Raw genomic sequence first — 21,695 nt, forward strand, 5'->3', positions numbered from 1 at the left:
CGGCGCGCTCGCCACACCCATCGCGGCGACACGGACAGCGACAACCGCCGCGGCCTCGACAAGGCTGTTCTTCATGGATCCCCCTGGCAGGCGGTGTTGGGGTGTCCTCGCGACGCGCTGTCTCGCGCTACTGCTACTACCGCCAGGCCTGTACGTCGGCCGGATCCTCACGGCAAGGCTGCGCAACTCTCTCTGCAGCCTCTTGCGCATGGCTGTATCGACGAAGGGCGCATCTCATCAGGCACATATCGGCACTGCTTGAGGGACAGGCGAGGACGGTCGTCACGACAGTCCTGGACGACAGCGACCCGGCTCTTGCGCCGTACTGGCCTCTGGCTGAGACCTCACCTGGTCGGCGAGCGCCTGAGCTGGAGGGTCCGAGCGTCTGTGCCGGCGGGGCAGCTCGCGCCTGCGCGCCGGAGGTTGACGTTGTGGATGACCGCGCCGACCGCGACGGCCAGGACTGAGACGACCATCAAGGCGATCTCCGCCGCGGCGGCAAACACGACATCGACCCGGGCGGCACGCACCCGCCAGTCGAATTCCGGATCGACCAGCCCCCCGGGATCCCGCACCACCTGCACGTGGTCACCGACCCGGTCCTCGGCACCGCAGGAGATGGCATCGGCGGTCGGCTCGGCAGAACCGTCGTAGCGGAGCGTGCAGTCATAGCTGGTCGATTTCCCGTGGTGGACCTCGATCCGCGTGATGACGGCCGACTCGGATACACCTCGTGCCTGCAGGATCAGGGCCTGGGACGCCTGCATGGCGCACAGCGGTGTGGCGATCATCGGCGCGAACATCAGCGCCAGGGCCACCCTGCGCAGCACGGCGGAAGGAGACAACGACATCACCGCGACCAGCAGCCAGACCACGCCGCCCAGACACAACACGATCGAGGGCACCAGCATCCAACGCAGCGGCCCCAATACCCCGCCGACAAGGGGCAGTAGCGCGGCCACCGGAACCAACAAGGCGGTCAGCACCGGGCGGCGTGGATATTCCAGATCGCCCGACCGACTCCTCCCGCCCCGCTTCGTACCCGTCGTCATCGCATCCCCCGTCCGACCGTCACGACCGTGTCAACGATCATTCTCGGACAGGGCGGAACATGTCGTGCGGCGGGGCGCTCACCGGTTGCCGACCGCCTCCCGGGGCTCCGTGGGCACCGGGGAACTGGACGAGACCTTCGGTGGATCGGGCCACAGCGAGCGGCAGCTTGCGGGCCAGGCCGGTCCTGCCGGTCATCTGCGTTCGCGCCGCCAGAACGTCGGCCGCCGCCAGTAGAGGTCCGGCTGGTAGTCGGGCCAGGGTGTGGGGTCGTCCGGGGCCTCGAACGAGTCCTGGTGCGGGTCGATCGGTCGCCAGAGGGGGTCGAGTGGTTCGACGGGGAGTGGGCGACGGGTGAGGCGCAGGCCACGCTGGTCGCAGGCCCCGAAGCGCTGCACGCTGCGCTGCGCTTCGATCAGTGAGACTCGGTTGGCGCCGGTCGTGGTCGGCCAGCGCAGTTGCGAGAGGTCGTCCTCCCAGAAGCACACCGGGCAGATGTCGTTCGAGACGCGCGGTTCGTCGTGGACGAGGTGGCCGAAGCAGGGGCAGGGGTGGCGGTCGGCCACCGTGGCGGTGTGGGCGGTGTTCTAGGGCCTTTCGTCACATTCCCGTCGTCCGCCCGAAGGGCGGCCCGCGCGGCGTCCGGTGCGTGCGGCTGCAATGCGGAGGAGGGAGTCGACGCGATGGGGGCCCCTCCCGCCCGAGCGAAGCCGAGCGTGGGGGAGTCGGCGACCGACGACAACGCGGCTGGGGGTGCCCCCTCTGGGAGAGCGCGTGCCAGACGCCGCACGGCAGGCGGGAAGGTGACGACAGGCCCTAGGCCGGCCGCCCACAACTCCGCAGCCCACGGCGTCAAACGCCGGCCGACACGACGCTTCCGCTCTCGCCGCGGCAGCCGGACGACAACCAGGACGTCTTCCGTTTGTCCAGCGACAGCCGAGGAGGCGGGACAGAACCGGGGAACGTTCCCCGGTTCATGCTAGGGTCGCCCCGACGCCTAAACGGGGAATGTTCCCCACTTCTGTCCCGGGAGCCGCCCGATGCGCACACAGCACGCCACCGTCCAACTCGCCGACCTCACCGACGACTTCACCGCTGACCCCTACTCCGCCTTCACCGCGCTGCTCGCCCGCGGGCCCGTCCATCACGTGCGCTTCCCCACCGGGGACGAGGCGTGGCTGGTGGTCGGACACGAGGAAGTGCGCGCGGCGTTCATCGACCCCAGGCTGCGCAACGACGTGCGGCACTCTGCCGACTTCGAGGACGACGGGCTGTACGCCGTGGGCCGCAACATGCTCCAGGTCGATCCGCCCGATCACACCCGCCTACGGACGCTGGTGGCCCGCGAGTTCACCGCCCGCCGCGTCCAGGCGCTGCGGCCCCGCGTCCAGGAGGCGGCCGGTGCGCTCCTGGACGCCGTGGTCGCCGACGGCCGTGCCGACCTTGTGGCTGCGTACGCCTATCCGCTGCCGCTCACCATCATCTGCGAGCTGCTCGGCGTGCCAGACCTGGACCGGGCTGCCTTCCGGGAGTGGTCCACGAAGGTCGTCGCCCTCGACGATGCGGAGCAGTCCGCCCGCGCCGCGCAGGAGATGGCCGCGTACCTCGCCGGGCTGGCGGAGGAGAAACGGCGGCTGCGGGACGCCGCGGAGAGCGATCTGCTGCACGCCCTCGTCCGCACCCACGACGGGGACGGCGCCGACCGGCTCACCCCGGAGGAACTGCTCGGCATGGCCTTCCTCCTGCTCGTCGCAGGGCACGAGACCACCGTCAACCTCATCGCCAACGCCGTCCACCTGCTGCTCGGCCACCCCGGGCAGCTTGCCGCCCTCCGCGCCGAACCCGAGTTGCTGCAGGGCGCCGTGGAGGAGACGCTCCGCTTCGAGTCTCCCGTGCCGGCGGGCACCTACCGCTACACCGCCGAACCGCTCACCCTCGGCGGCGCCCGGATACCGGCGGGTGCGCGAGTCGTCCTCTCCATTGCCGCCGCGAACCGCGACCCCGCGCGCTTCCCCGCCCCCGAACGGTTCGACATCCGCCGCGATCCGGCCGCGACCCGCGCCCACCTCGCCTTCGGGTACGGCCTGCACCACTGCCTGGGCGCCCCGCTGGCCCGCCTGGAGGCGACCCTGGCCCTGCGCATCCTGCTCGACCGCTGCCCCCGCCTGGCTTTCGACGGTGACGGCACACCGCAGTGGCGCACCAGCCTCATGCGGAGCCTGCGCGCGCTGCCGGTGCGCTGGTAGACACGGCCCCGAGTTCGACCGGGGCGAGCCGGATACTCGCTGCAGCTGCCGAGGCCGGTCACGTCCGGCATCCGGATCACCTCGAACCGACCCGACGGTTCGGGCACGGCGAGATCGATCGGCGGCGTGCCGGGCCAGTTCAGCCCGGCCAACGCCTTCCGGCACGCGATCATGAACGGACGCGTACTGCGCGCTGGCGGCCCCGTAGGCGTCGAACAGGAAATGCTGGCCCTGCTCACCCTCTACCAGCTCTACCAGACCCTGGGTACTGAGAGCCGCCCCTGATCGGGCGACTCGGGACAGCGGTGAAGCGGGCGGAGCACCTGGGCTGTTCAGAGAGGCACCGAGGCTCGACTCTCCACCCCGGCAACTCCGTTGGTCACGCATCCTGCCGCAGTTGATCTGCCGCACGCGCTCGTCGAGGCGGTCACGGCGCCGATCGTCCTCCGACAGGGTGACCGCCGGTGCAAGCTCCGCCCGTCCGGCCGTGCGCCGACGAGAACCGGGGCAGGGTGGCGGCGGGCGTCGGTCAGGGTCGTCACCACCGTGGTCCGGCGTGTCCGGTTCGCCTTCCCCGGGCACAGCGAACGGCTCGGGTGATGCGCGTCCACTCCCTCGCCCAGGCCTTTCTCCGCCGTCCGATCCGTCGGGCTCAGCGGCTGGAAGACCCGTCGGGCGTACCGGTCGTCGGCAGAGTTCGCCGTCCACCGGGACCAGCCTGATCCCGGTGATCAGGTCTGGCCGGACACGTACCAGGCGGTCCATGCGCTGGTCCGACCACGGGTCCAGCATCTCCTGGTAGCGGGCCACTGGCCGGGGTCCGTGACGAGGCGGCAGAAGCCGGTGGCGACGACGCTCCAACCGGTGCGGGTGTCGAGGTCGATGTCGTCGGCCTCGTAGGCGACGACGATCCCCTCGGGGCTGTCCCGCCGGGTGCGCGCGACCAGGGCGGCGGACCGTGGGTGCGGATGACGATGTCGCAGTCGTCGAGGACGTGGTTGACGGGGCGGACGACGGGCAGCGCCTGCCGCGAGAAGACGATATGGCCCAGGGAGACGCCGCCGAGCAGGCGCAGGGCCTCTGCGGGATCCAGCTCGACGGCGCGGCGCGCACCGCCGGCGGTTGCCGCGCGCTGCCGACGGGCCTTGACGAGGCGGCGGGCGGTTTCGTCTCCAACCGTGCCGACGCCGGGGGCGCGAGGTGTCACCGACCCCGGTATGAGCCGTCGTGTGGTTGCGGTGCTGGTGTGCCATCCGTGGCTGCCCTTGACGGCGGTGGCGGTACCTGTCCGCCGCGCGGGGCCGGGGGCCGGGGCCGCTGCCAGGTCTGACGGCCTCCGTGCAAAGCGCGTTGACCATGTCGTGCCGGGGCCGTTCGGCCCTTGTCGTCCGCAGGCCGTACTCACTTCACTGATCCCGCGGCCCCGTCCGTGGTGTTCGGATCCCGCTCGTGGGCTCGGCACAGCGGTCCCGCTCACGAGCGGCGGGCGGGGGTGTGCGGTGCCCGGAGACGGCCGGCACAGCGCCATACGGCGGGGAGGCGAGCGGGAGATGATCGCGGCGGTGGGACACGCGGGCCTGACGTCGTCGGACGCCGTGCGGCTGGTCGAGACCGAACTGTGGGTGGCGCTGATCCGCCTCACCGGCCGGACGCAGGGGCTGGTGCGGGCGCGGACCGGAGTGCCGATGGCGTTCGGCAGGGCGGCGCCCGCGGCGGGGCGGGAGCTGATCGTGCTGACTCCCAGACAGGGGCTGGTGCCCGCGTTGCTTCCGGTTCGGCACCGGGTGGCGGTCGGCGAGCCGGTGCCGCTCGTCCAGCAGGCGCGTCTTCGGGCGTACGCCCCGGCGGACCGGGACGCGTGCGTCGGCGCGGACGAGTGGGTGATCGCGGAGTGCCGGCAGATGCCGGCCGTGTGGGACGACTTGCCCTCCAACGGCCGTGACGCCACCGCGCATCTGGTGGCGTACGCCCGGGCTCACGGCATTCCGGTGAAGGTCGTCCGGCCGCAGGGGGCCGCCCGCGAGGCCATACCCGGCGCACCGGCACGGGACGCCGGCTGCCGCTCACGCGGCCACAAGCACCTGTCGACCAGCGTGGGCCCTCGGCCCACTACCACCACCACCGGTAAGGCGGACCAACCCTGATGACCAGCGCTACCACGACCACCCACCCGCTCACTTCGAAGGCCGGGGAAGAGAGGCGGGTGATCACTCCGCAGGGAGGCGCCGGTGCCTCGCGCGCCTTCGCCTGGCTGCTGATCGTGTGCGGCGCGCTCGGCGTCCTCGCCTCCTTCGTGATCACCATGGACAAGTTCCAGCTCCTGCGGGATCCGCACTTCTCGCCCTCCTGCGACCTCAGCCCGATTCTGTCCTGCACGAACGTCATGAAGAGCGCCCAGGCGTCCGTGTTCGGCTTCCCCAACCCGATGCTCGGACTGCTCACGTACCCGGTGGTGGCCTTCGTCGGCCTCGCACTGCTCGCCGGTGCCCGCTTCCGGCGCTGGTTCTGGCTCGGGTTGAACGCCGGCACGCTGTTCGGAGCGGGCTTCTGCATGTGGCTGATGACGCAGGCGCTGTACGAGATCAACGCGCTGTGCCTGTGGTGCTGCCTGGCCTGGGCGGCGACCATCGCGATGTTCTGGTACACCACGGCGCACAACCTGCGGCACGGCATCCTCCGCGCGCCCCGAGGAGTGGTCGCGGGTGTGCTGGAGTTCCACTGGGTGGTACCGGTCACCTGGTACCTGGCCGTCGTGATGCTGATTGCCACCCGCTGGTGGGACTACTGGCAGACGCTGCTCTGAGCTCATCCGTGCCCCAGTTGGCCGCGTTCACCGGGTAAGGCGACCAGGGAGGTTCATACGCTCGTCGGTACGGCGCGTCTGGTCCGATCGCGTCCTGGTCAGGAACGATCCTGTGGAACAGGGAACATCGCGGGACCGGCACAGCGATGGCGTGGGGCGCCGCGCCGACGAGAGCAGGTGATCCGGCCTGCTGTTGCGTTTCCCCACGTCGCTGCCGGAAGGCGCCGGGAGTGTGTCGGCGCCGGAGCGGTCCCCGTCGGCTGCGCCGCGCTGCTGTGGACCGCCTGGCGGAAGCACGGATTCCGGGCCCGGCGATGTCGCTGCGCCGCCTGCCGGAGGCGAGCGCGCTCGGCCCGGGGGCCACGTCGGCGCGGCCGTCGCACTCGACCGGGCTTGCCGAGGTGTGCCACGCACCCCTCGGCAGGCCGCCGCGGCCGTCGGCAACCCGATGGTGCGCCGGACAGCCACCGTAGGAGGAGACCTCGCCGGCCCGGGGCCGCGCATCTGCTGCCGGACCCGCTGGTGCTTCAGGCCCGCGCGCCGGTCCTGGGCGGGCAGGACATGGTGGAGTCCGACCTCGATGAGAGTCTGGCAGAGCGCTCTCTCACGGCCGGTCTGCGCTGGACGGATCCGGTGGCCAGCAGCTGCCGCAAGCTGGACGCGAAGGCGCCGAGCCCGCCGCCGATCGCCGCGCCGCCCCTGCCCGCCCCGCCAAGAGGCGCCGCCTACGTGCGCGTGGCCGTCCGGGTCGGTCAGGAGGTGTTGCCCCGGAGGCGCTGACCAGGAGGGCGGACGCGGCCGGTGGCGCGAAGGCCGTGCTGCGGGAGCTGCGGGCAGCCTCCCCTGTCTGTCTTCCGCAGGACCAGCGGGACGTGCAGATCGTAGGAGCCGATCAGTTGCCCGCCGTACCCGCGGGCGCGGCCGCCCGCTGAAGCACGAGGAGGAGTGTCCGGGGCCGAAAGGCCCTGCCGAGCGATGGCTGCGCCCGGCTGGGTTCGCGCAGTGCGACGCAAGAACCCCCTCGGGGCTTCGCGGGGGACAGCGGATCGGCCGATCCGCACGTGGCCCGGGCGCCGGGCCCGCCTGTCGCCGCCGCACGATCCTGAGGTCACCGCCGCGCCGCGCGCGGTGCCGGCCCGCCACCCGGCCGGGCGGCGCGCGTACCTCCTCCCCGACGGCGGCGACTCGGATGTCCGGCTCGTCGTTCCCGCCCCGGGTGTCGTGCTGCCTGAACTGGCCGAGGCGGTGCGCGCACTGGACGTCGGCCTCGTAGCCGACCCGCCGCTGCGGATCCGGGTCGACGGTGGACCCGATATGCCGGGTGAGCGCGCCTCCAGTCCCCGCTGCTGCCGCGCACGTGGCGGCCGTACTCCCTCGCCTGCGCTCCCCGCCCGGACGGGGAGCTGGAGTTCCGCATCCGCCGAACCGGCCCGGGCGGGGTGAGCGAGGCGCTGGTGGCGCACACCCGCGTCGGCGACCCGCTGCGCCTGGGCCCCGCACAGGGGTCCATGACGCTGGACGACCGCCTGGCGCGGGACGTGCTGATCGTGGCCGGCGGCACCGGATGGGCCACCGCCAAAGCACTGCTGGACGAGCCGGCCGTTACGCCGCCCACGCGGCCGCGGCACGCACCTGTTCCTCGGCGCGCGCACGCTTCAGGACCTGTACGACACGGCAGCCCTGGCCGAGTTGCGGAAGTGTCTGCCGTGGCTGCGCGTGGTCCCGGTGATCGGCGAGGGCTCCGGCGCGGCCGCCGGGGACGGCTCGGTGGCCGACGCGGTGGCCCGGCACGGCGACTGGTCCGGCCACCTCGCCCACATGAGCGGCCCGCCCTCCATGGTCACCGACACGGTGCGGCGGCTGACCGCCATGAACCTGCCCGTTGGCCGAATCCGCCACGACCCCGTCGGCGGCACGGTACCTCTCCCCTCTCATCCTGCGGCCACCGATCGGTGACCGACGCGCCCGCGAAGCCCCCTGCCGTCCGTCCGCGTCTCGACCGCGAGGATCTGTCGCGTCGGTTCACCCGGCCGGCAGGCTCGGGGCGGCGTCAGGGTCGAGAACGAAGGGCCGGGAACCCACGCCTCGCACCGCCCCGCGTACATGACTGTTCACCGCCGCCGGCCGTTCACCTCCGCTCGACGGTCAGATCGAGGAAGTGGGCGGAGCAGGAGATGCACGGGTCGTGGTTGCGGATGGCCTTCTCGCACAGGGTGGTCAGCTCGGCATCGGTGGGGTCGCCTGTGGCCAGGCGGTCGGTGACCATGCGGCGCAGGTCCTCTTCGATCGCCCCCTGGTTCTGCGCGGTCGGCGGGACGAGGCAGGCATCCGTGACGGTGCCGTCGGCATCGAGGGCGTAGCGGTGGTAGAGCAGGCCGCGCGGCGCTTCCGTCGCGCCGTGGCCGGTGGCGGCCCTGGGCGGGACGTCCACGTACGGGCGGGGCGGCGGGGTGTAGACGTCGATGAGGCGCAGCGCCTCGTCAACGGCGTAGAGCACTTCGACGGCCCGGACGACGATGCTGCGGAAGGGGTTGCGGCACACCGCACCGTCACGGGGGTCACCGAGCCCGGCGTCCTGGGCGGCCTGTCGTGCGATCGGGGACAGCCACCGTCCGCTGATCGCGTAGCGGGCCAGTGAGCCGGTCAGATGGCGACGCCCGTCCAGCTGCGAGTGCAGCGCGGTGGAGTGCGGTACCTGGGTCTCCACGACATGGCCGCTGAACTCCTGGACAGGGAAGGTGCGGGTGGGCAGGGCGCGGTCGGAGTCGGCGGGCAGCCCCGCGGTACTCGGAGCGGGCATCACGGTGGGGGTGCCGGATTCGATGGCGTATGTACCGGATTCGGCCAGGGCGAACAGGTCGTTGTCGCATCCGGCGTCGGGAAAGTCGAACCCGGCGACCCAGCGCACCGTCTCGGCGGCGTCGTCCCGAGCCCGGCGCAGTTGTTCGGCCAGCGGCCGCAGTTCGGATGCGGCCGGGACGCGGTGGAATCCGCCGACACGGATGTTGACCGGATGGATGGCGCGGCCGCCGAGAAGTTCCATGACGGCGTTTCCCGCCTGTTTGAGGCGGAGACCGCGTTCGACGTCCTCCCGCCGGGTGCGGGCGAGTTCGATGAAGCTGCCGACGCCGAGGAAGTCGGGGGCATGCAGCAGGTGGACGTGCAGGGTCTGGCTTTCGATCCACTCCCCGCAGTACAGAAGCCTGCGCAGCACCGCGAGCTGTCCGTCGACGACGGTGCCGCAGGCGTCCTCGATGGCCCGGCAGGCGCTCATCTGGTAGGCGACCGGGCAGATCCCGCACACCCGTGAGGTGATGTCGGGCGGCTCGGTGTGGGAGCGGCCACGCAAGAACGCCTCGAAGAAGCGCGGAGGCTCGTAGATCGTGAGGCTCGCCCGGTCGACCTTGTTGCCGTGCACGCTCAGTCGCAGTGCTCCCTCGCCTTCGACGCGGGTGAGGGCGCCGACGCGGAGCACCCTGGATGCGCGGTGGGTCACCCTTCCTCCTCCCTTCGTGAGGCCTCGTCGAATTCGGGGGCTGCGGTGTTGAAGGTACGCAGCACCCGCACCACGTCCAGGGTGTCCATACCGTCCCGGCGCAGCAGCGGGACGAATGCGGGGAAGTTGGTGGAGTCGGAGGGGCCGAAACAGCCGTAGCAGCCGCGCCCGTACGCCGGGCACAGTGCGCCGCAGCCGGCATGGGTGACCGGGCCGAGGCAGGGTGTGCCACGGGCCACCGTCACGCACACGGTGCCGCGCGTCTTGCACTCGAAGCACACGCTGTGCCGGGGCACGTCGGGAGTGCGTCCGGCGAGGTAGGCGGTGATGACCTCGATCAACTGGCCGCGGTCGATCGGGCAGCCGCGCAGTTCGAAGTCGACCGGGACGTGCGCGCTGATCGGGGTGGAGGTGGCGAGCGTGTCGACGTAGTCGGGCCTGGCGTAGACCGCGGCCTGGAACTCGGCGACGTCGGCATAGTTGCGCAGCGCCTGCACCCCTCCGGCCGTCGCGCAGGCCCCGATGGTCACCAGACGTCGGGAGGCGGCGCGGACGTGCCGGATACGCGCCGCGTCCTGCTGGGTGGTGACCGATCCCTCTACCAACGACAAGTCGTACGGGCCGGGTTCGGACGAGCTGGCCCCCTCCAGGAAGTAGGCGATCTCCACCTGCTCGGCGATACCGAGCAGCTCGTCCTCACAGTCCAGCAGGGTGAGCTGGCAGCCGTCGCACGAAGCGAACTTCCACACGGCGAGCCTCGGGCGTCCGTCGCGCCGGCCGACAGGGGGCGTCATGTCACAGCTCCCTCACCGCGAGCAGGGGCTGGGCAAGGCTCCAGGGGACGACAGGGCCATCGCGGCACAGCAGGAGGGGCCCGAGCTGGCAGTGGCCGCAGTGCCCGGTGCCGCAGTGCATGGTGCGTTCCAAGGAGACGCGGATTCGCTCCGGCGCGAGGCCGCGGTCGAGCAGGTCGCGGGCCGTGTGCCGGATCATCACCTCCGGGCCGCAGACGAACACGGCCGCCTGGTCGGGATCGAAGGCCGCACGCTCCAGCAGTGCGGTGACGACGCCGACATCGCCGTCCCACGCCCCGTCCGGCCGGTCCACCGTTGCCAGGACCCTGGCACCGGCCTCCCGCCAGGCACTCACCTCACGCGCGTAGAGCAGGTCGCCCGGCGTCCTCGCACCGACGAGGAGATTGAGGCTCTTGAACCGCGCGGGCCCGTCCAGCGCGGCCAGAACGAGGGGGCGCAGTGGTGCCAGGCCGATGCCGCCGGCGACGATCAGGACGTCGCGCCCAGCGGCAGCGTACAGGTCCCAGCCGGTGCCGAACGGACCGCGCACCCCCACCACCGCTCCGGGCCGCACCTCGTACAGGGCGGCGGAGACCGCACCGACCGCCCGGATGGTGTGGCTGAGGCGGTGCCCGTCGATCCCGCACACCGACACCGGGATGTCGCCGACCCCGAACGCGTACACCATGGCGAACTGTCCGGGCGCGAACGGCGGCAGCGCCGGGCCCGTCGGCTCCAGCGCGATCGTCGCCGTGTCCGGCGTGTCGGCCGTACGTCGCACCACGCGGTACGGCACGGGAGGCCCTGCCGCACACGGGGCCACCGTCGCGGCGGTCATCCCCTACCGCCCCCCTCCGCCTCCGCCGCGGGGCCCGGCCGGGCGTAGACATCGAGCAACCGGATGCGGCAGGCCCGCAGGCGCCGGCCGATCGCCACGGATGCCACGCACCGGGTGATCGCCAGGCCGAACACGGAATCCTCCTGGATCGCGGCGCGTACCTGCCGTGCCTCGAACTCGTACGCTTCCACCTCACTGCGGGCGGTCGCACCCAGGTGCCAGCGGTACGGCTCGAACAGCCACGACCAGCCGAGCAGTTCGCCCTCTCCGAGGGTCTCCACCACCGCCGGATCGCGGCCGGCAACCTGGGCATCGAGGGCGACCGTGCCGGAGCGCAGGATCCAGAACCGCTCCGCCGCCCCGTCCTCGTCGAAGATTCGCGCACCGGCAGGGAAGGACGTCCCACAGGCCATGGACAGCAGGCGCTCACGGTGAGGTGCTGACAACTCACCGAGAAAGCCATGCCCGACCGTGGTCATCACTCCTCCCGCCGCGACGCGGCCTCGCGCTCACCGTTGAGCGCGTGCGCCTCCTCGGTGATGTCGATGCCGACCGGGCACCACACGATGCACCGACCGCAGCCGACACATCCCGAGCTGCCGAACTGGTCGTACCAGGTACCGAGCTTGTGGGTGGCCCACTGCCGGTAGCGGCTCCGGGAACTGGCCCGCACCGGGCCGCCCGGCAGGTGCGTGAACTCCAGGTCGAAGCAGGACTCCCAGCGTCGCCACCGCTCCGCGTGATCGCCCGTCAGGTCGGTGACGTCCTCGGCGGTGGTGCAAAAGCACGTCGGGCACACCATCGTGCAGTTCCCGCACGTCAGACAACGCCCCGCCACATCGTCCCAACGCTCGGCCGACAGAGTCTCGCGCATCAGCACCCGCAGGTCGACCTCGGGCATGGTCCGGCCCATGCGGCCCGCCGCAGCCGCGACGCTCTCTCGTGCCGTGGTCCGGGTCGTGGCATCCGCAGGACGGTGCGGAAGGTCGGCCAGGACCGACTCCCCCTCCTCGCTCCCGGCCCGCACGAGGAAGCGGTGCCCGTGCTCGTCCAGCACCTCGGTCAACGCCAGATCGTACCCCTCGCCGACAGCCGGCCCCGCGCCCATGGAGACGCAGAAGCAGGTCGCCCCCGGCTCGGTGCACTCCACCGCCACCACAAAGGTTCTCTCCCGTCGCCCTCGGTAGGCACGGTCGGTGTAGGGGCCGCCTGTGAGCACGCGGTCCTGCACGGCGATGGCCCGCAGATCACACGGGCGCACGCCGACGAACGCATACGACGGCGGCGGGGCGGCGTCCTCCGCCACCACCCACTGGCCGTCGGGCGTGCGGTCGGCGGTCCATTGCCGCTCCCGCGGCGGATGCAGGAACCGCTTCCAGCCCTGCGGGCCCGCGCTGTGCGCGAACGCGGCCCCGTCCGCACGCGGCCGCAACCGGTAGTGACCGGCCTCCAGCTCGACACCCCAGCCGTAGGGCAGGTCGTCGCCCCGGGAGATCTCGGCCAGCACGATGGCCCCGTCGCGTGCGGTCGGGCCGATCACGGTGCGGCCGCGCCCGGCAAGCACACCGATCAGCGCATCCACGCCGTCCTTGCCGATCACCGCCGTGGTGCCGCCGCCATCCGCTGTCTCGTGCCTCACGTCCCCACTATGAGCGCGCAACCGGGTTCGGGCCTGCCGACATGGCTGTCGTGGCCCGGGGGGGTCTCGTTGATACCTCGTCCGGCCCAGCTGCGGACGAAGTCGAGCGGGAAGGGGTGACGGCATGGACGCCCCTCCCGGCCCTCCTCGGATCGCCGTCATCGGAATCGGCAACGAGTTCCGGCACGACGACGGTGTCGGCCGGGCGGTCGTGGGAGTCCTGGCCGAGCGGACCGGACAGGACCCCCTTCCGGCCGGGACGGCGCTACTGACGTGCGACGGCGAGCCCGCACGGCTGATCTCGTTGTGGGAGAACGCCTGCCTGGCCGTCGTGATCGATTGCGCGCGCGCCGAGCCCGCCCGTCCCGGCCGTGTGCACCGCCTTGAGGTCGACGGCGACCGGCTGCCCCAGCAGAGCGGGGCCACCAGTTCGCACCGGCTCGGCCTCGGCGACGCCGTCGAACTCGCCCGCCTGCTGGACCGGCTGCCGGACCGGCTTGTCGTGTACGCGGTCGAGGGCGCCGACTCCAGCCTGGGCACGGGCCTGTCCGCACGGGTCGCCGCCAGGGTGGGGCCGCTCGCCGACCGCATCGCCGACGAGATCCACCGATACGCCCGTACCGTCGCCACGAGCAACGACGTATAGGTTCCGGTCACCGCCGAAGTCCGGCCTCGCCACGAGCGGGCGGCCTCCTTGTCGGACTGCGGAACATTGCCGTGGGCCGGTTCGTCGAGCAGGACGGTCTGCGGGTGGCGTGCGAGGAGTGCGGGCATGTCCGTCCCGATCTCGTGGAAGAGGGGCCCACGACATGCGACAGGCTTGTGGGAGACGACCCCAAGCCGTCGGGACCGGCCGCTCGCCTCTGCGACGAAGCCGCGACCGGGCCGCCGTGCGCGCCGGGGGCCGGTCGGCCCCTGCCAGCGGTACGGATGGCACACCCCCTGCCACGGGCCGACCGGTCACCATGAAGCTCGGAGCGTCAGGGAGGTGGGTCCCGTGGCGAACCTCGGGAACCGAGCGAGACCACCACATTCACGAAGGAAGGCTGAAGGCGTCATGGTCCAGACATCATGGACGACCACCGGCGTGTTCACGGGGCAGGGGGGCGTGCGTACCGACGAGGCCGGAATCGTGACCGGGGACCTGACCGTGCACACCACGTGGGACGGCAGGCGGGCCGTTGTCCAGGTCCAGTACAGCGGCACCTCCCAATGGTTCACGCTGAGCGGCAGCCCGGTGCCCTGTCCCTCTCGACAGGGCAGCCGTGACCTGCACCAAGCCGTGGTGGATGCGGTGCGGGTCGGCGGCGGCACCACCGTTCCGCAGCACGACGAGCTGTGGGTACGGCCGCTGAGCACCGGGCCGGAGAACCGGCGTTGATCCGCATTCCCGAACCACGACCGGCGCAGTTCCTGTTCGATGAGGGCGAGCCGGCCGGAGTCCGGGCCGGCCCACAGGCGCAGCGGTGACCCGGGGTGGTCATCGAGGAAGAGGGCCTTGGCCCTGGCGCGTTGTCAGCGCGTCCAGCAGAGACAGGCGTCCGTGCGCGGTGAACACGGTCTGACCGTGCGTGCCGGGGGCGTCCACGTCGCCGCCCGGCGTGCCCGACACCGCGGTGATGGAGTCTGGGGCCGCGCCCTCGGGCAGCAGGGCGTCCCAAGATGCCGCCGCGTCCGGACACGTTCGGGTTGGCGTGCCGCGGCTGCTCCCACTCCAGGATCCGCCTGTCCCACGGGCTGTGCCCGAACGGCCCTTTCGCGCGAGACACCCCCGGGAGGCAGGAACGGGCCGCACGCCGACGAATTCGGAAGCGGTCGGGAATGACGGGCTGACCGAAATGAGGATGGAGGTGCGGAGCGCATGGCGTCGCTCGCCCTGCCACGCCGTGCCCCGCCGCGGCAAGAAAGCCGCTCATGTACTTCGTTGATCACCGAGATACCGGCCGGCAGTCGACAGCCCGGCTGAAGCACTTCAAGGGCTCCGACGTCGTGGTGCTGGGGCTGCCCCGCGGAGGGGCGCCGGTCGCCGCACGGGTCGCCCAGGCCCTCGGCGCGTCGCCGGATGTCTGCCTCGTACGCGAACTCAGCGTGACGTTCCAGCCGGAACTGGGTCGTCAATGTGACAGCAAGACGGCGTGCGCACCTCTCAGTCGCCCCCTGTTCACCGGCGGACGGTCGCCGCGAGCTGGGCGGACCCTGACCGGGCGGCCCCATCAGGGCCATTCGGCCCCTGCCGCCCAGGAACGACCGGGCTGAGGCTGGCAGACGGGGGTTCATGCCGGCCGAAGGGCGTGGGATCGGTGATCACACGAGTGCGGATGCCGCACCGGCACCTGACGCCGCCCGCCAGGCCCGGGCCACGGCACGAGCCGCCCAGTCCTCCGTCCCGGCAACCACAGCCGTTCGGCGGACGGTGGATGGTGTGGTGGATCCTGATGACGCTCGTCATGGTCCTGCTGCTGTCGCGCGCCCGCTCCGGGCCGCACACGACATCACTGTCCTACAGCGACTTCGTCGGCAAGGTCGGCGCCAGCCAGGTGCAGACGGTCGACATCAACGACAAAGGCGCGGTCAGCGGCACCCTGAAGGACGGCACGAAGTTCACCACCCAGATCCCCACCGCGCTGGGCACCGGGGCCCAGCTCCAGCAGCAGCTGACCTCGCACCACGTGCAGATCACGGCCGGCCAGAGCAGCGGCGGCGGCTCGGCGTGGCCGTCCGTGCTCTTCTCGTTCCTGCCGCTCCTGCTGCTGATCGGCTTCTTCGTGTGGATGGGACGCCGGGCCGCAGGGTCGGTGACCGGCGGGCTCAGCGCCATCGGACGCTCCCGCGCGAAGATCATCGAGGCGGAGCGGCCCACCACCGGCTTCCACGACATCGCCGGCTACGACGGGGTCAAGCAGGAGATCAGCGAGGTCGTCGACTTCCTGCGCAACCCCGCCCGCTACACCGCCGCAGGCGCCAAGGGGCCCCGTGGCGTGATCATGGTCGGACCGCCCGGCACCGGCAAGACACTCTTCGCGCGAGCGGTGGCCGGCGAGGCGGACGTGCCGTTCCTGTCGGTGACCGGCTCCGCGTTCGTGGAGATGTTCGTCGGGGTCGGCGCCTCCCGGGTGCGCGACCTGTTCGACCAGGCCCGCAAGCGTGGCCCGTCGATCATCTTCATCGACGAGATCGACGCGCTCGGGTCGCGTCGCGCCGGCGGGGCACGGCTGGGGGGCAACGACGAACGCGAACAGACCCTCAATCAGCTGCTGTCCGAGATGGACGGCTTCGACCAGTCCAGCGGCATCGTCGTCCTCGCCGCCACCAACCGGCCCGACGCCCTCGACCCGGCCCTGCTGCGCCCCGGCCGTTTCGACCGACAGGTCACCGTGCCCCTGCCCAACCAGTCCGAGCGGGCTGCGATCCTCGCCGTCCACGCCCGTGACAAGTTCCTGGCTCCGGATGTAGACCTGGATGCCGTCGCGCGTGCCACGCCCGGGTTCTCCGGCGCCGATCTCGCCAATCTCGTCAACGAGGGCGCCATCAACGCCGTACGGGACGACCGCACCCGGATCGAGCCGCACGACCTGGATGCCGCCCGCGACCGCGTGCTGCTCGGACGCCGGGAGTCCTCCAACGCTCTGCTGCCCGAGGAACGCCGCTCGGTGGCTGTCCACGAGTCGGGGCACGCGCTGGTCGCCGCCCTGTGCGAGCACGCCGACCCGGTGGCCAAGGTCACCATCCTGCCGGCCGGCGTCACCCTCGGCGTCACCGAACAACTCCCTGAAGCCGAGCGCCACTTGTACAGCGAGAGTTACCTGACCGACCTGCTGGCCGTGCGCCTGGGCGGGCGCGCGGCCGAACTCGTGGTCTTCGGCGAGGGATCGACAGGAGCCGCCAACGACCTGGCCGGAGCCACCCAGATCGCCACCCGCATGGTCCGCGAGTTCGGTCTCTCCCCCGAACTCGGCCCCATCGGCTACGCCTCCACCCACCCCCACTTCCTCGGTGAAACCACCGACGAGCCCGGCCGCCCGGCGTACTCGGAGCAGACCCAGCGCATCGTCGACGAGGAGGTCGCCCGCCTGCTGCGCCAGGCCGAACAGCGCGCGATCACGCTGCTCCGCGATCACCTGCCCGCCCTGGAACGCCTGGCCGGACGACTGGTCGCCCACGAGACCGTCGACGGCTCCGTCGTCCTCGACGTCCTGCGCCAAGAACGCCGCCCGGCCGGCGGAAGAGACGATGACCACGCCGTCGACGCGTCATCGCTCCCCGGGCATCCGCGGCCGGGAGTTCACACGCCGCGTCGTTGAACATCAGGCGGCACGCGTCGTCATCCTCAGCTGCCGACCGTGGCGTCGTGAAGGCGTCGTGAAGTCGGGACCGAGGCAGGTGGCCGTGCCTGCGAAGCCCGATGGCGGAGTTGCGGCGTGGCTCGGGTCCCGGCAGTCTGGATCTGGCAAGCGGCCTTGATGACGTGAAGAGGTGATCGGGTTGCTGGACCATACGCGCCCGGTCGACCCTGCTCAACGTTGGTGTGGGTGACGCGTGTCGCCTCATGAGCCGGCATCCCGGTGAGTCCGTCCGGGATTCTTCAACGGCCGCCCGGGCCAAGCACCAGCCGGACGGAAATCGGCTTCGCCGTTCCCGTCCCACTCTGGGGCGGCTGTCCGGAGTACTTCTTCGCGGCACGCGCTGCGGACTCCCCGCTCCCTCGGTGGTGTCCGGTGACCTGATGGTCCGCCGTGGCCCACACGGGTTGCGTGTGCGACCGCGGTCGCCACAGCCCGCCGCCGGCGACAAGGAGCCACAGAGCCATGGGTGGAAAGCAGAGGGCACTCGCCGTACTGGCCGCAACCGCGCTGGCAGCCGGACTCACCAGCCCCGCCTTCGGGGCCGGCGGCGCTCACTCGCCGGCCCCGCCCACCACGGCCACGGGGTCGGGGACATCGGTCGTGGAATGGAACCGCGAGCTCATCACCATCCTCGCCGATCCGACGGCGCAGCCGGCCACCGTCCAGCCCACGCGCAGCTTCGCTCTCCTCCAGGCCGCCGAGTACGACGCGGTGGTATCGATCACCCGATCCGGCCCCGCCTACCTGTTCTCGGCGCGGGCGCCGCAAGGCGCTCGTGCCGATGCCGCGGCCGACCGGGCGGCCCACGATGTGCTGGTCGCCCTGTACCCGGCCGAGCGCCCAGGCGTGGACCAGCTGCTGAGCAGCCAGTTGTCCGCGATTCCGGGCGGCCCGGACAAGCAGGCGGGCATGACCGTGGGAGCCGCGGTCGCCCGCCGGCTGATCAGCATGCGGGCCCACGACGGGTCCTCGGCGAAGCCGCTGCCATTCCGCGCCGGCGACAGGGCCGGTGACTACCGGCCCACCCCTCCCGACTTCCCGACACCGGCGTTCACCGACTGGGGCTCGGTCGAGCCTTTCGTGCTGACGAGCGGACGCCAGTTCCGCCCGGCAGCGCCGCCGGCCGTGAGCAGCGCCGCGTACGCCACCGCCTTGAACGAGGTCAAGAGCCTGGGGAGCAAGACCAGCACCGCCCGCACCGCCGAGCAGACCGCCGCCGCACGATTCTGGGCGGCTGCACCCGTCTGGAACGTCTGGAACCAGATCGCGCAGAACCTTGTCACCTCCACGAACGCGAGCCTGGAGAACACGGTGAAGGTCTTCGCCCGGCTCGACCTGTCCCTCGCCGACACCGCGATCGCGATGTACGACGCCAAGTACGCCTACCGCGTCTGGCGGCCCGTGACGGCCATTCGCCTCGGCGGTACGCACTACAGCCCGCGCATCGTCGGGGATCCCCACTGGACCCCTCTGCTGACGACCGCCCCGGACCCGTCGTATCCCAGCGCTCACGCCGCCCTCAGCCAGGCGGCGGCAACGACGCTCACCGGGTTCTACGGCGCGCGGCACCATCTCGCGGTGACGTCGAAAGGCATCACCCGAACCTATGCAGGCTTCCAGGACGCCGCCACCGAGGCATGGCTGAGCCGGATCTGGTCCGGCCAGCACACCTCCATCGACAACCGCACGGGACAGCAACTCGGGACGCGGGTGGCCGACTTCGTGGCAGGTCGCCTCTGACCGTCCGCACCGGGCGACCTGCACGACCAGACGCCTGCCGACCTGAATCAGTCGGGTCGGGAAGCGGGAAAGGGAGAAGAGCCGTGCCCATCTCTCGTCGCGACGCCCTCAGGCTGGGTGGCGCGTTCGTGCTGGCCGGAACGGGCGCCGGTGGGGTTGCAGGCCGCGACTCACAGGTGGCGACGAGCGCGGCCGTCCCCGGGGCCAAGGCGGACTACACGCTGCGGATCGCAACCGGGCCCATCGAACTCGCCCCGGGCACGGTCGTGTCGACCACGACGTACGACGGCCGGTTCCCCGGTCCACTGCTGCGGTTCACCGAAGGCCACCCGGTCGTGGTCGACGTCCACAACGACACCAGTACTCCCGAGCTGTTGCACTGGCACGGCCAGCGCCTTCCCGCCGATGTGGACGGGGCCGCCGAGGAGGGCACCCCGTACATCCCCGCACACGGCATGCGGCGCCTGTCCTTCACTCCTGGACCGGCCGGTTTCCGCTTCTATCACACGCATGTGACGGCACACGGTGACCTCGCACGGAGCACGTACTCCGGTCAGGCCGGCCCGGTCCACATCGAGCCGAAGGCCAACCCCGGAGCCTACGACCAGGAAGTGTTCCTGACCCTGAAGGAGTTCGAGCCCTCCCTCAGCCACGGCGGGGACGTGGCCCAGACCTTCCTGGCCGGCACCCCGGTGCCGGACCTGAAGCACAGGGGCGAGAAGGCGATGGCCGACTCACTGGCCCGGGGCATGCCACTCGGATACGAGGTCGGCTACCGCGTCTTCAGCGTCAACGGCCGCAAACTCGGCCACGGCCCGCCGATCAAGGTCAAGACCGGGCAACGCGTGCTGTTCCACGTCCTCAACGCCAGCGCTACCGAGATCCGCAGCCTCGCCCTGCCCGGCCACACCTTCGAAGTCGTCGCGCTCGACGGCAACCCGGTACCCCGCCGGGCCGTTGTGCCGGTGCTGTGGATCGGCACCGCCGAACGCGTCTCAGCCATCGTGGAGATGAACCACCCAGGTGTCTGGGTGCTCGGAGACACATCGGACGACGACCGCAACGCCGGCATGGGCACCGTGGTGGAGTACGCCGGCCGCAGCGACTCCCCGCAGTGGATCGCGCCACCCGCATTCACCTGGGACTACCGCATCTTCGCCGAAGGCGGCTCCACGAATCAGCGACCCGACCACACGATCGACCTGCTCGTGGAGAAACGCAACGCCGCAGACGAGGGCTTCAACATCTGGCCCCTCAACGGCGTCCCCTTCTCAACGGACACCAACAAGCCGGTATTGGAAGTCCAGCAAGGCAGGCGCTACCGGCTACGGCTGCGCAACGCCAGCGACGACATCCATCCTGTCCACCTGCACCGCCACACGTTCGAGGTCACCCAGATCGCCGGCACCCCCACGCACGGCCTGCGCAAAGACGTCGTCATGCTCGGCGGCTACCAGACGCTCGACGTCGACTTCACCGCCGACCAGCCGGGACTGTCCCTGTTCCACTGCCACCAACAACTGCACATGGACTACGGCTTCATGATCCTTCTGCGCTGCTCCTGACGGGCTCACCCGAGTTGCGACCGGGCTCGCAGCCCTGCTGCGTTCACAGCACGACCCGCACGGCGGGACACAGCCGTGAGGTCGGCCAGCAGTCGGTCCACGTGCGGGAGCACGTAGGGACCGAGAGAGGGCGACGCATGCGGCTGCGTGGGATCTGGCGGTTCAGCGGTCCGCCGACCACCACGGTCGATCCAGAACTGCCAACGACCAGTCGTGGGGGGCAAGCGGCATGCGACAGCCTCCGGCATGTTCAGGCAATGCGCGGCGTCCTGCCGCAGGATGGGGGTGGGAGGGGGACTGTCCACGGTCCCCCGCACCCGGCTAGGGAATGACGATCCCGTGTTCCCGCTCCCCGGGCCGCGGCGGGAGTCCGGGCAGGGTGACCCGTGCCGGTCCCTCCGCGAGCGCGGCTGCGCGATGGTGGAGCCCTGCGGCGGCGGCCACGTAGTCCCGGGCCGTGAGCAACCCCACGAGTCGTCCACGTCGGTCTGTGACCGGCAGGGCATCGGCGTCCTCCTCCGTCATGACGGCCGCCGCGTGCGACAGGGCCTCGTCGGGGTGGAGCCTCACGGTCCGGCGAGGGTGTACGAGGTCGCGCACCCTTCGCCGGGGCAGCGCGGCTCCCGCACAGGCCACCGCAAGCTCGGCCCGGTCCACTACACCGGCGCAGCAACCGTCCGCCCGGACCACGGGCAGCGCTCGCTGCCCCGATCGTTCCAGCACCTCCCAGGCCATCGTCAGCGTCTCGTCCTCACTGACCGAGTACGGCGCGGGGTCCATCAGGCTCCGCACCACGGGGTTCTCCACCACGGTCGCCTCCCTGCGCTGTCGTGGGGCGCTCGTCTCCGCTGCGTGCTCTTGCACACTGGCGTCTCAGGACGGCCTTGTCACGGGGCCGCATGGCCCTGAAAACGGCGATCGGACCCGCACCCGCCCAACGCTCGGCGTTCCTCGTGACACGCAGCGGGACGGCGACATGCGTCACAGCAGCCCTTCCCAGTCGCACCAGCCTCAGCTGCGCTCGGCCATCGGATCCCGGCGACGAGTTCGGAGCTGAACGCGCTGCGGCCTGCCCGGGCAGACGTCGGCCACCGGGGCCACTCGGCCCGGGCGCTTGCCCTCTCAGCCCCTGTGGTCCAGGAAGCACGCGCCCGACGCTGAAGAGGGAAGCACGGAGGGAG

19 protein-coding genes and 2 pseudogenes are annotated in these 21,695 nt (G+C 71.5%); 12 read left to right on the forward strand and 9 right to left on the reverse strand.

What is annotated here, in order from left to right:
• Positions 1–344 precede the first annotated feature (344 nt).
• Both ACZ4MF_RS38905 and ACZ4MF_RS38910 read right to left on the reverse strand, forming a co-directional pair.
• Positions 345–986 (reverse strand): hypothetical protein, encoded by a 642-nt coding sequence (locus tag ACZ4MF_RS38905; protein WP_467497713.1) that lies wholly within the window; start codon positions 984–986, stop codon positions 345–347.
• A 258-nt stretch (positions 987–1,244) separates the two neighbouring features.
• The gene (locus tag ACZ4MF_RS38910) at positions 1,245–1,616 is read right to left on the reverse strand and encodes a CPCC family cysteine-rich protein (protein WP_467497717.1); all 372 of its coding nucleotides are present in this window, start codon (positions 1,614–1,616) and stop codon (positions 1,245–1,247) included.
• Between the two features lie 474 nt (positions 1,617–2,090).
• On the opposite strand from ACZ4MF_RS38910, the gene ACZ4MF_RS38915 reads away from it, so the two are divergent.
• The 3 genes and pseudogenes from ACZ4MF_RS38915 to ACZ4MF_RS38925 form a co-directional block, all read left to right on the forward strand.
• Positions 2,091–3,296 carry a cytochrome P450 family protein gene (locus ACZ4MF_RS38915; RefSeq protein ID WP_467497720.1) on the forward strand — a complete coding sequence of 402 codons (1,206 nt, stop codon included), beginning with the start codon at positions 2,091–2,093 and terminating at the stop codon, positions 3,294–3,296.
• 126 nt (positions 3,297–3,422) lie between these two features.
• On the forward strand, positions 3,423–3,581 hold the full coding sequence (locus ACZ4MF_RS38920) for a hypothetical protein (protein WP_467497721.1): 159 nt from the start codon (positions 3,423–3,425) through the stop codon (positions 3,579–3,581).
• 90 nt (positions 3,582–3,671) lie between these two features.
• Positions 3,672–3,788: pseudogene (locus tag ACZ4MF_RS38925) on the forward strand (IS5/IS1182 family transposase); the annotation flags it as partial.
• A gap of 210 nt (positions 3,789–3,998) precedes the next feature.
• Here ACZ4MF_RS38925 and ACZ4MF_RS38930 read toward each other — a convergent pair.
• Positions 3,999–4,389: pseudogene (locus ACZ4MF_RS38930) on the reverse strand (pyridoxamine 5'-phosphate oxidase family protein); the annotation flags it as partial.
• 457 nt (positions 4,390–4,846) lie between these two features.
• On the opposite strand from ACZ4MF_RS38930, the gene ACZ4MF_RS38935 reads away from it, so the two are divergent.
• The 4 genes from ACZ4MF_RS38935 (at position 4,847) to ACZ4MF_RS38950 (ending at position 8,055) form a co-directional block, all read left to right on the forward strand.
• On the forward strand, positions 4,847–5,440 hold the full coding sequence (locus ACZ4MF_RS38935) for a hypothetical protein (protein ID WP_467497723.1): 594 nt from the start codon (positions 4,847–4,849) through the stop codon (positions 5,438–5,440).
• Positions 5,440–6,099 carry a vitamin K epoxide reductase family protein gene (locus tag ACZ4MF_RS38940; RefSeq protein ID WP_467497725.1) on the forward strand — a complete coding sequence of 220 codons (660 nt, stop codon included), beginning with the start codon at positions 5,440–5,442 and terminating at the stop codon, positions 6,097–6,099. Before ACZ4MF_RS38935 ends, ACZ4MF_RS38940 begins: the two co-directional genes overlap by 1 nt.
• Before the next feature lie 522 nt (positions 6,100–6,621).
• Positions 6,622–6,879 carry a hypothetical protein gene (locus ACZ4MF_RS38945; protein ID WP_467497727.1) on the forward strand — a complete coding sequence of 86 codons (258 nt, stop codon included), beginning with the start codon at positions 6,622–6,624 and terminating at the stop codon, positions 6,877–6,879.
• A 900-nt stretch (positions 6,880–7,779) separates the two neighbouring features.
• Positions 7,780–8,055: a hypothetical protein gene (locus tag ACZ4MF_RS38950; RefSeq protein WP_467497762.1), complete on the forward strand. Its 276-nt coding sequence runs from the start codon at positions 7,780–7,782 to the stop codon at positions 8,053–8,055.
• Positions 8,056–8,227: 172 nt separating this feature from the next.
• Here the strand turns inward: ACZ4MF_RS38950 and ACZ4MF_RS38955 are convergent, their stop codons facing one another.
• Genes ACZ4MF_RS38955 through ACZ4MF_RS38975 form a run of 5 tightly spaced genes read right to left on the reverse strand, consistent with a single transcriptional unit; the run spans position 8,228 to position 12,866 of the window.
• On the reverse strand, positions 8,228–9,595 hold the full coding sequence (locus tag ACZ4MF_RS38955) for a Ni/Fe hydrogenase subunit alpha (protein WP_467497729.1): 1,368 nt from the start codon (positions 9,593–9,595) through the stop codon (positions 8,228–8,230).
• Entirely contained in the window at positions 9,592–10,389 is a 798-nt protein-coding gene (locus tag ACZ4MF_RS38960; RefSeq protein ID WP_467497731.1) for an NADH-quinone oxidoreductase subunit B family protein, read from the reverse strand. The genes ACZ4MF_RS38955 and ACZ4MF_RS38960 overlap by 4 nt, the downstream gene beginning before the upstream one ends.
• 1 nt (position 10,390) lies before the next feature.
• Positions 10,391–11,227 carry an FAD/NAD(P)-binding protein gene (locus tag ACZ4MF_RS38965; protein ID WP_467497733.1) on the reverse strand — a complete coding sequence of 279 codons (837 nt, stop codon included), beginning with the start codon at positions 11,225–11,227 and terminating at the stop codon, positions 10,391–10,393.
• Complete coding sequence (locus ACZ4MF_RS38970) at positions 11,224–11,706, reverse strand: cyclic nucleotide-binding domain-containing protein (RefSeq protein WP_467497735.1); 483 nt, start codon at positions 11,704–11,706, stop codon at positions 11,224–11,226. The genes ACZ4MF_RS38965 and ACZ4MF_RS38970 overlap by 4 nt, the downstream gene beginning before the upstream one ends.
• Positions 11,706–12,866 (reverse strand): 4Fe-4S dicluster domain-containing protein, encoded by a 1,161-nt coding sequence (locus ACZ4MF_RS38975; protein WP_467497737.1) that lies wholly within the window; start codon positions 12,864–12,866, stop codon positions 11,706–11,708. The genes ACZ4MF_RS38970 and ACZ4MF_RS38975 overlap by 1 nt, the downstream gene beginning before the upstream one ends.
• A 124-nt stretch (positions 12,867–12,990) precedes the next feature.
• Here ACZ4MF_RS38975 and ACZ4MF_RS38980 point away from each other — a divergent pair, with 124 nt between their 5' ends.
• From ACZ4MF_RS38980 to ACZ4MF_RS39000, 5 genes are all read left to right on the forward strand, one after another.
• On the forward strand, positions 12,991–13,512 hold the full coding sequence (locus tag ACZ4MF_RS38980; protein ID WP_467497739.1) for a hydrogenase maturation protease: 522 nt from the start codon (positions 12,991–12,993) through the stop codon (positions 13,510–13,512).
• 411 nt (positions 13,513–13,923) lie between these two features.
• A complete protein-coding gene (locus ACZ4MF_RS38985) occupies positions 13,924–14,247 on the forward strand; it encodes a hypothetical protein (RefSeq protein WP_467497741.1) in 324 nt (107 codons plus the stop codon).
• Between the two features lie 1,036 nt (positions 14,248–15,283).
• Positions 15,284–17,167: an ATP-dependent zinc metalloprotease FtsH gene (ftsH, locus tag ACZ4MF_RS38990; RefSeq protein WP_467497742.1), complete on the forward strand. Its 1,884-nt coding sequence runs from the start codon at positions 15,284–15,286 to the stop codon at positions 17,165–17,167.
• Positions 17,168–17,671: 504 nt separating this feature from the next.
• The gene (locus ACZ4MF_RS38995) at positions 17,672–18,949 is read left to right on the forward strand and encodes a vanadium-dependent haloperoxidase (RefSeq protein WP_467497744.1); all 1,278 of its coding nucleotides are present in this window, start codon (positions 17,672–17,674) and stop codon (positions 18,947–18,949) included.
• 83 nt (positions 18,950–19,032) lie between these two features.
• Positions 19,033–20,514, forward strand: coding sequence for a multicopper oxidase family protein (locus tag ACZ4MF_RS39000; protein WP_467497746.1), 1,482 nt, complete (start codon positions 19,033–19,035; stop codon positions 20,512–20,514).
• Between the two features lie 321 nt (positions 20,515–20,835).
• On the opposite strand, the gene ACZ4MF_RS39005 is transcribed toward ACZ4MF_RS39000, so the two are convergent.
• A complete protein-coding gene (locus ACZ4MF_RS39005; RefSeq protein ID WP_467497748.1) occupies positions 20,836–21,324 on the reverse strand; it encodes a CBS domain-containing protein in 489 nt (162 codons plus the stop codon).
• Positions 21,325–21,695: the final 371 nt, after the last annotated feature.

It is taken from the genome of Streptomyces sp. NPDC025793, assembly GCF_055558375.1.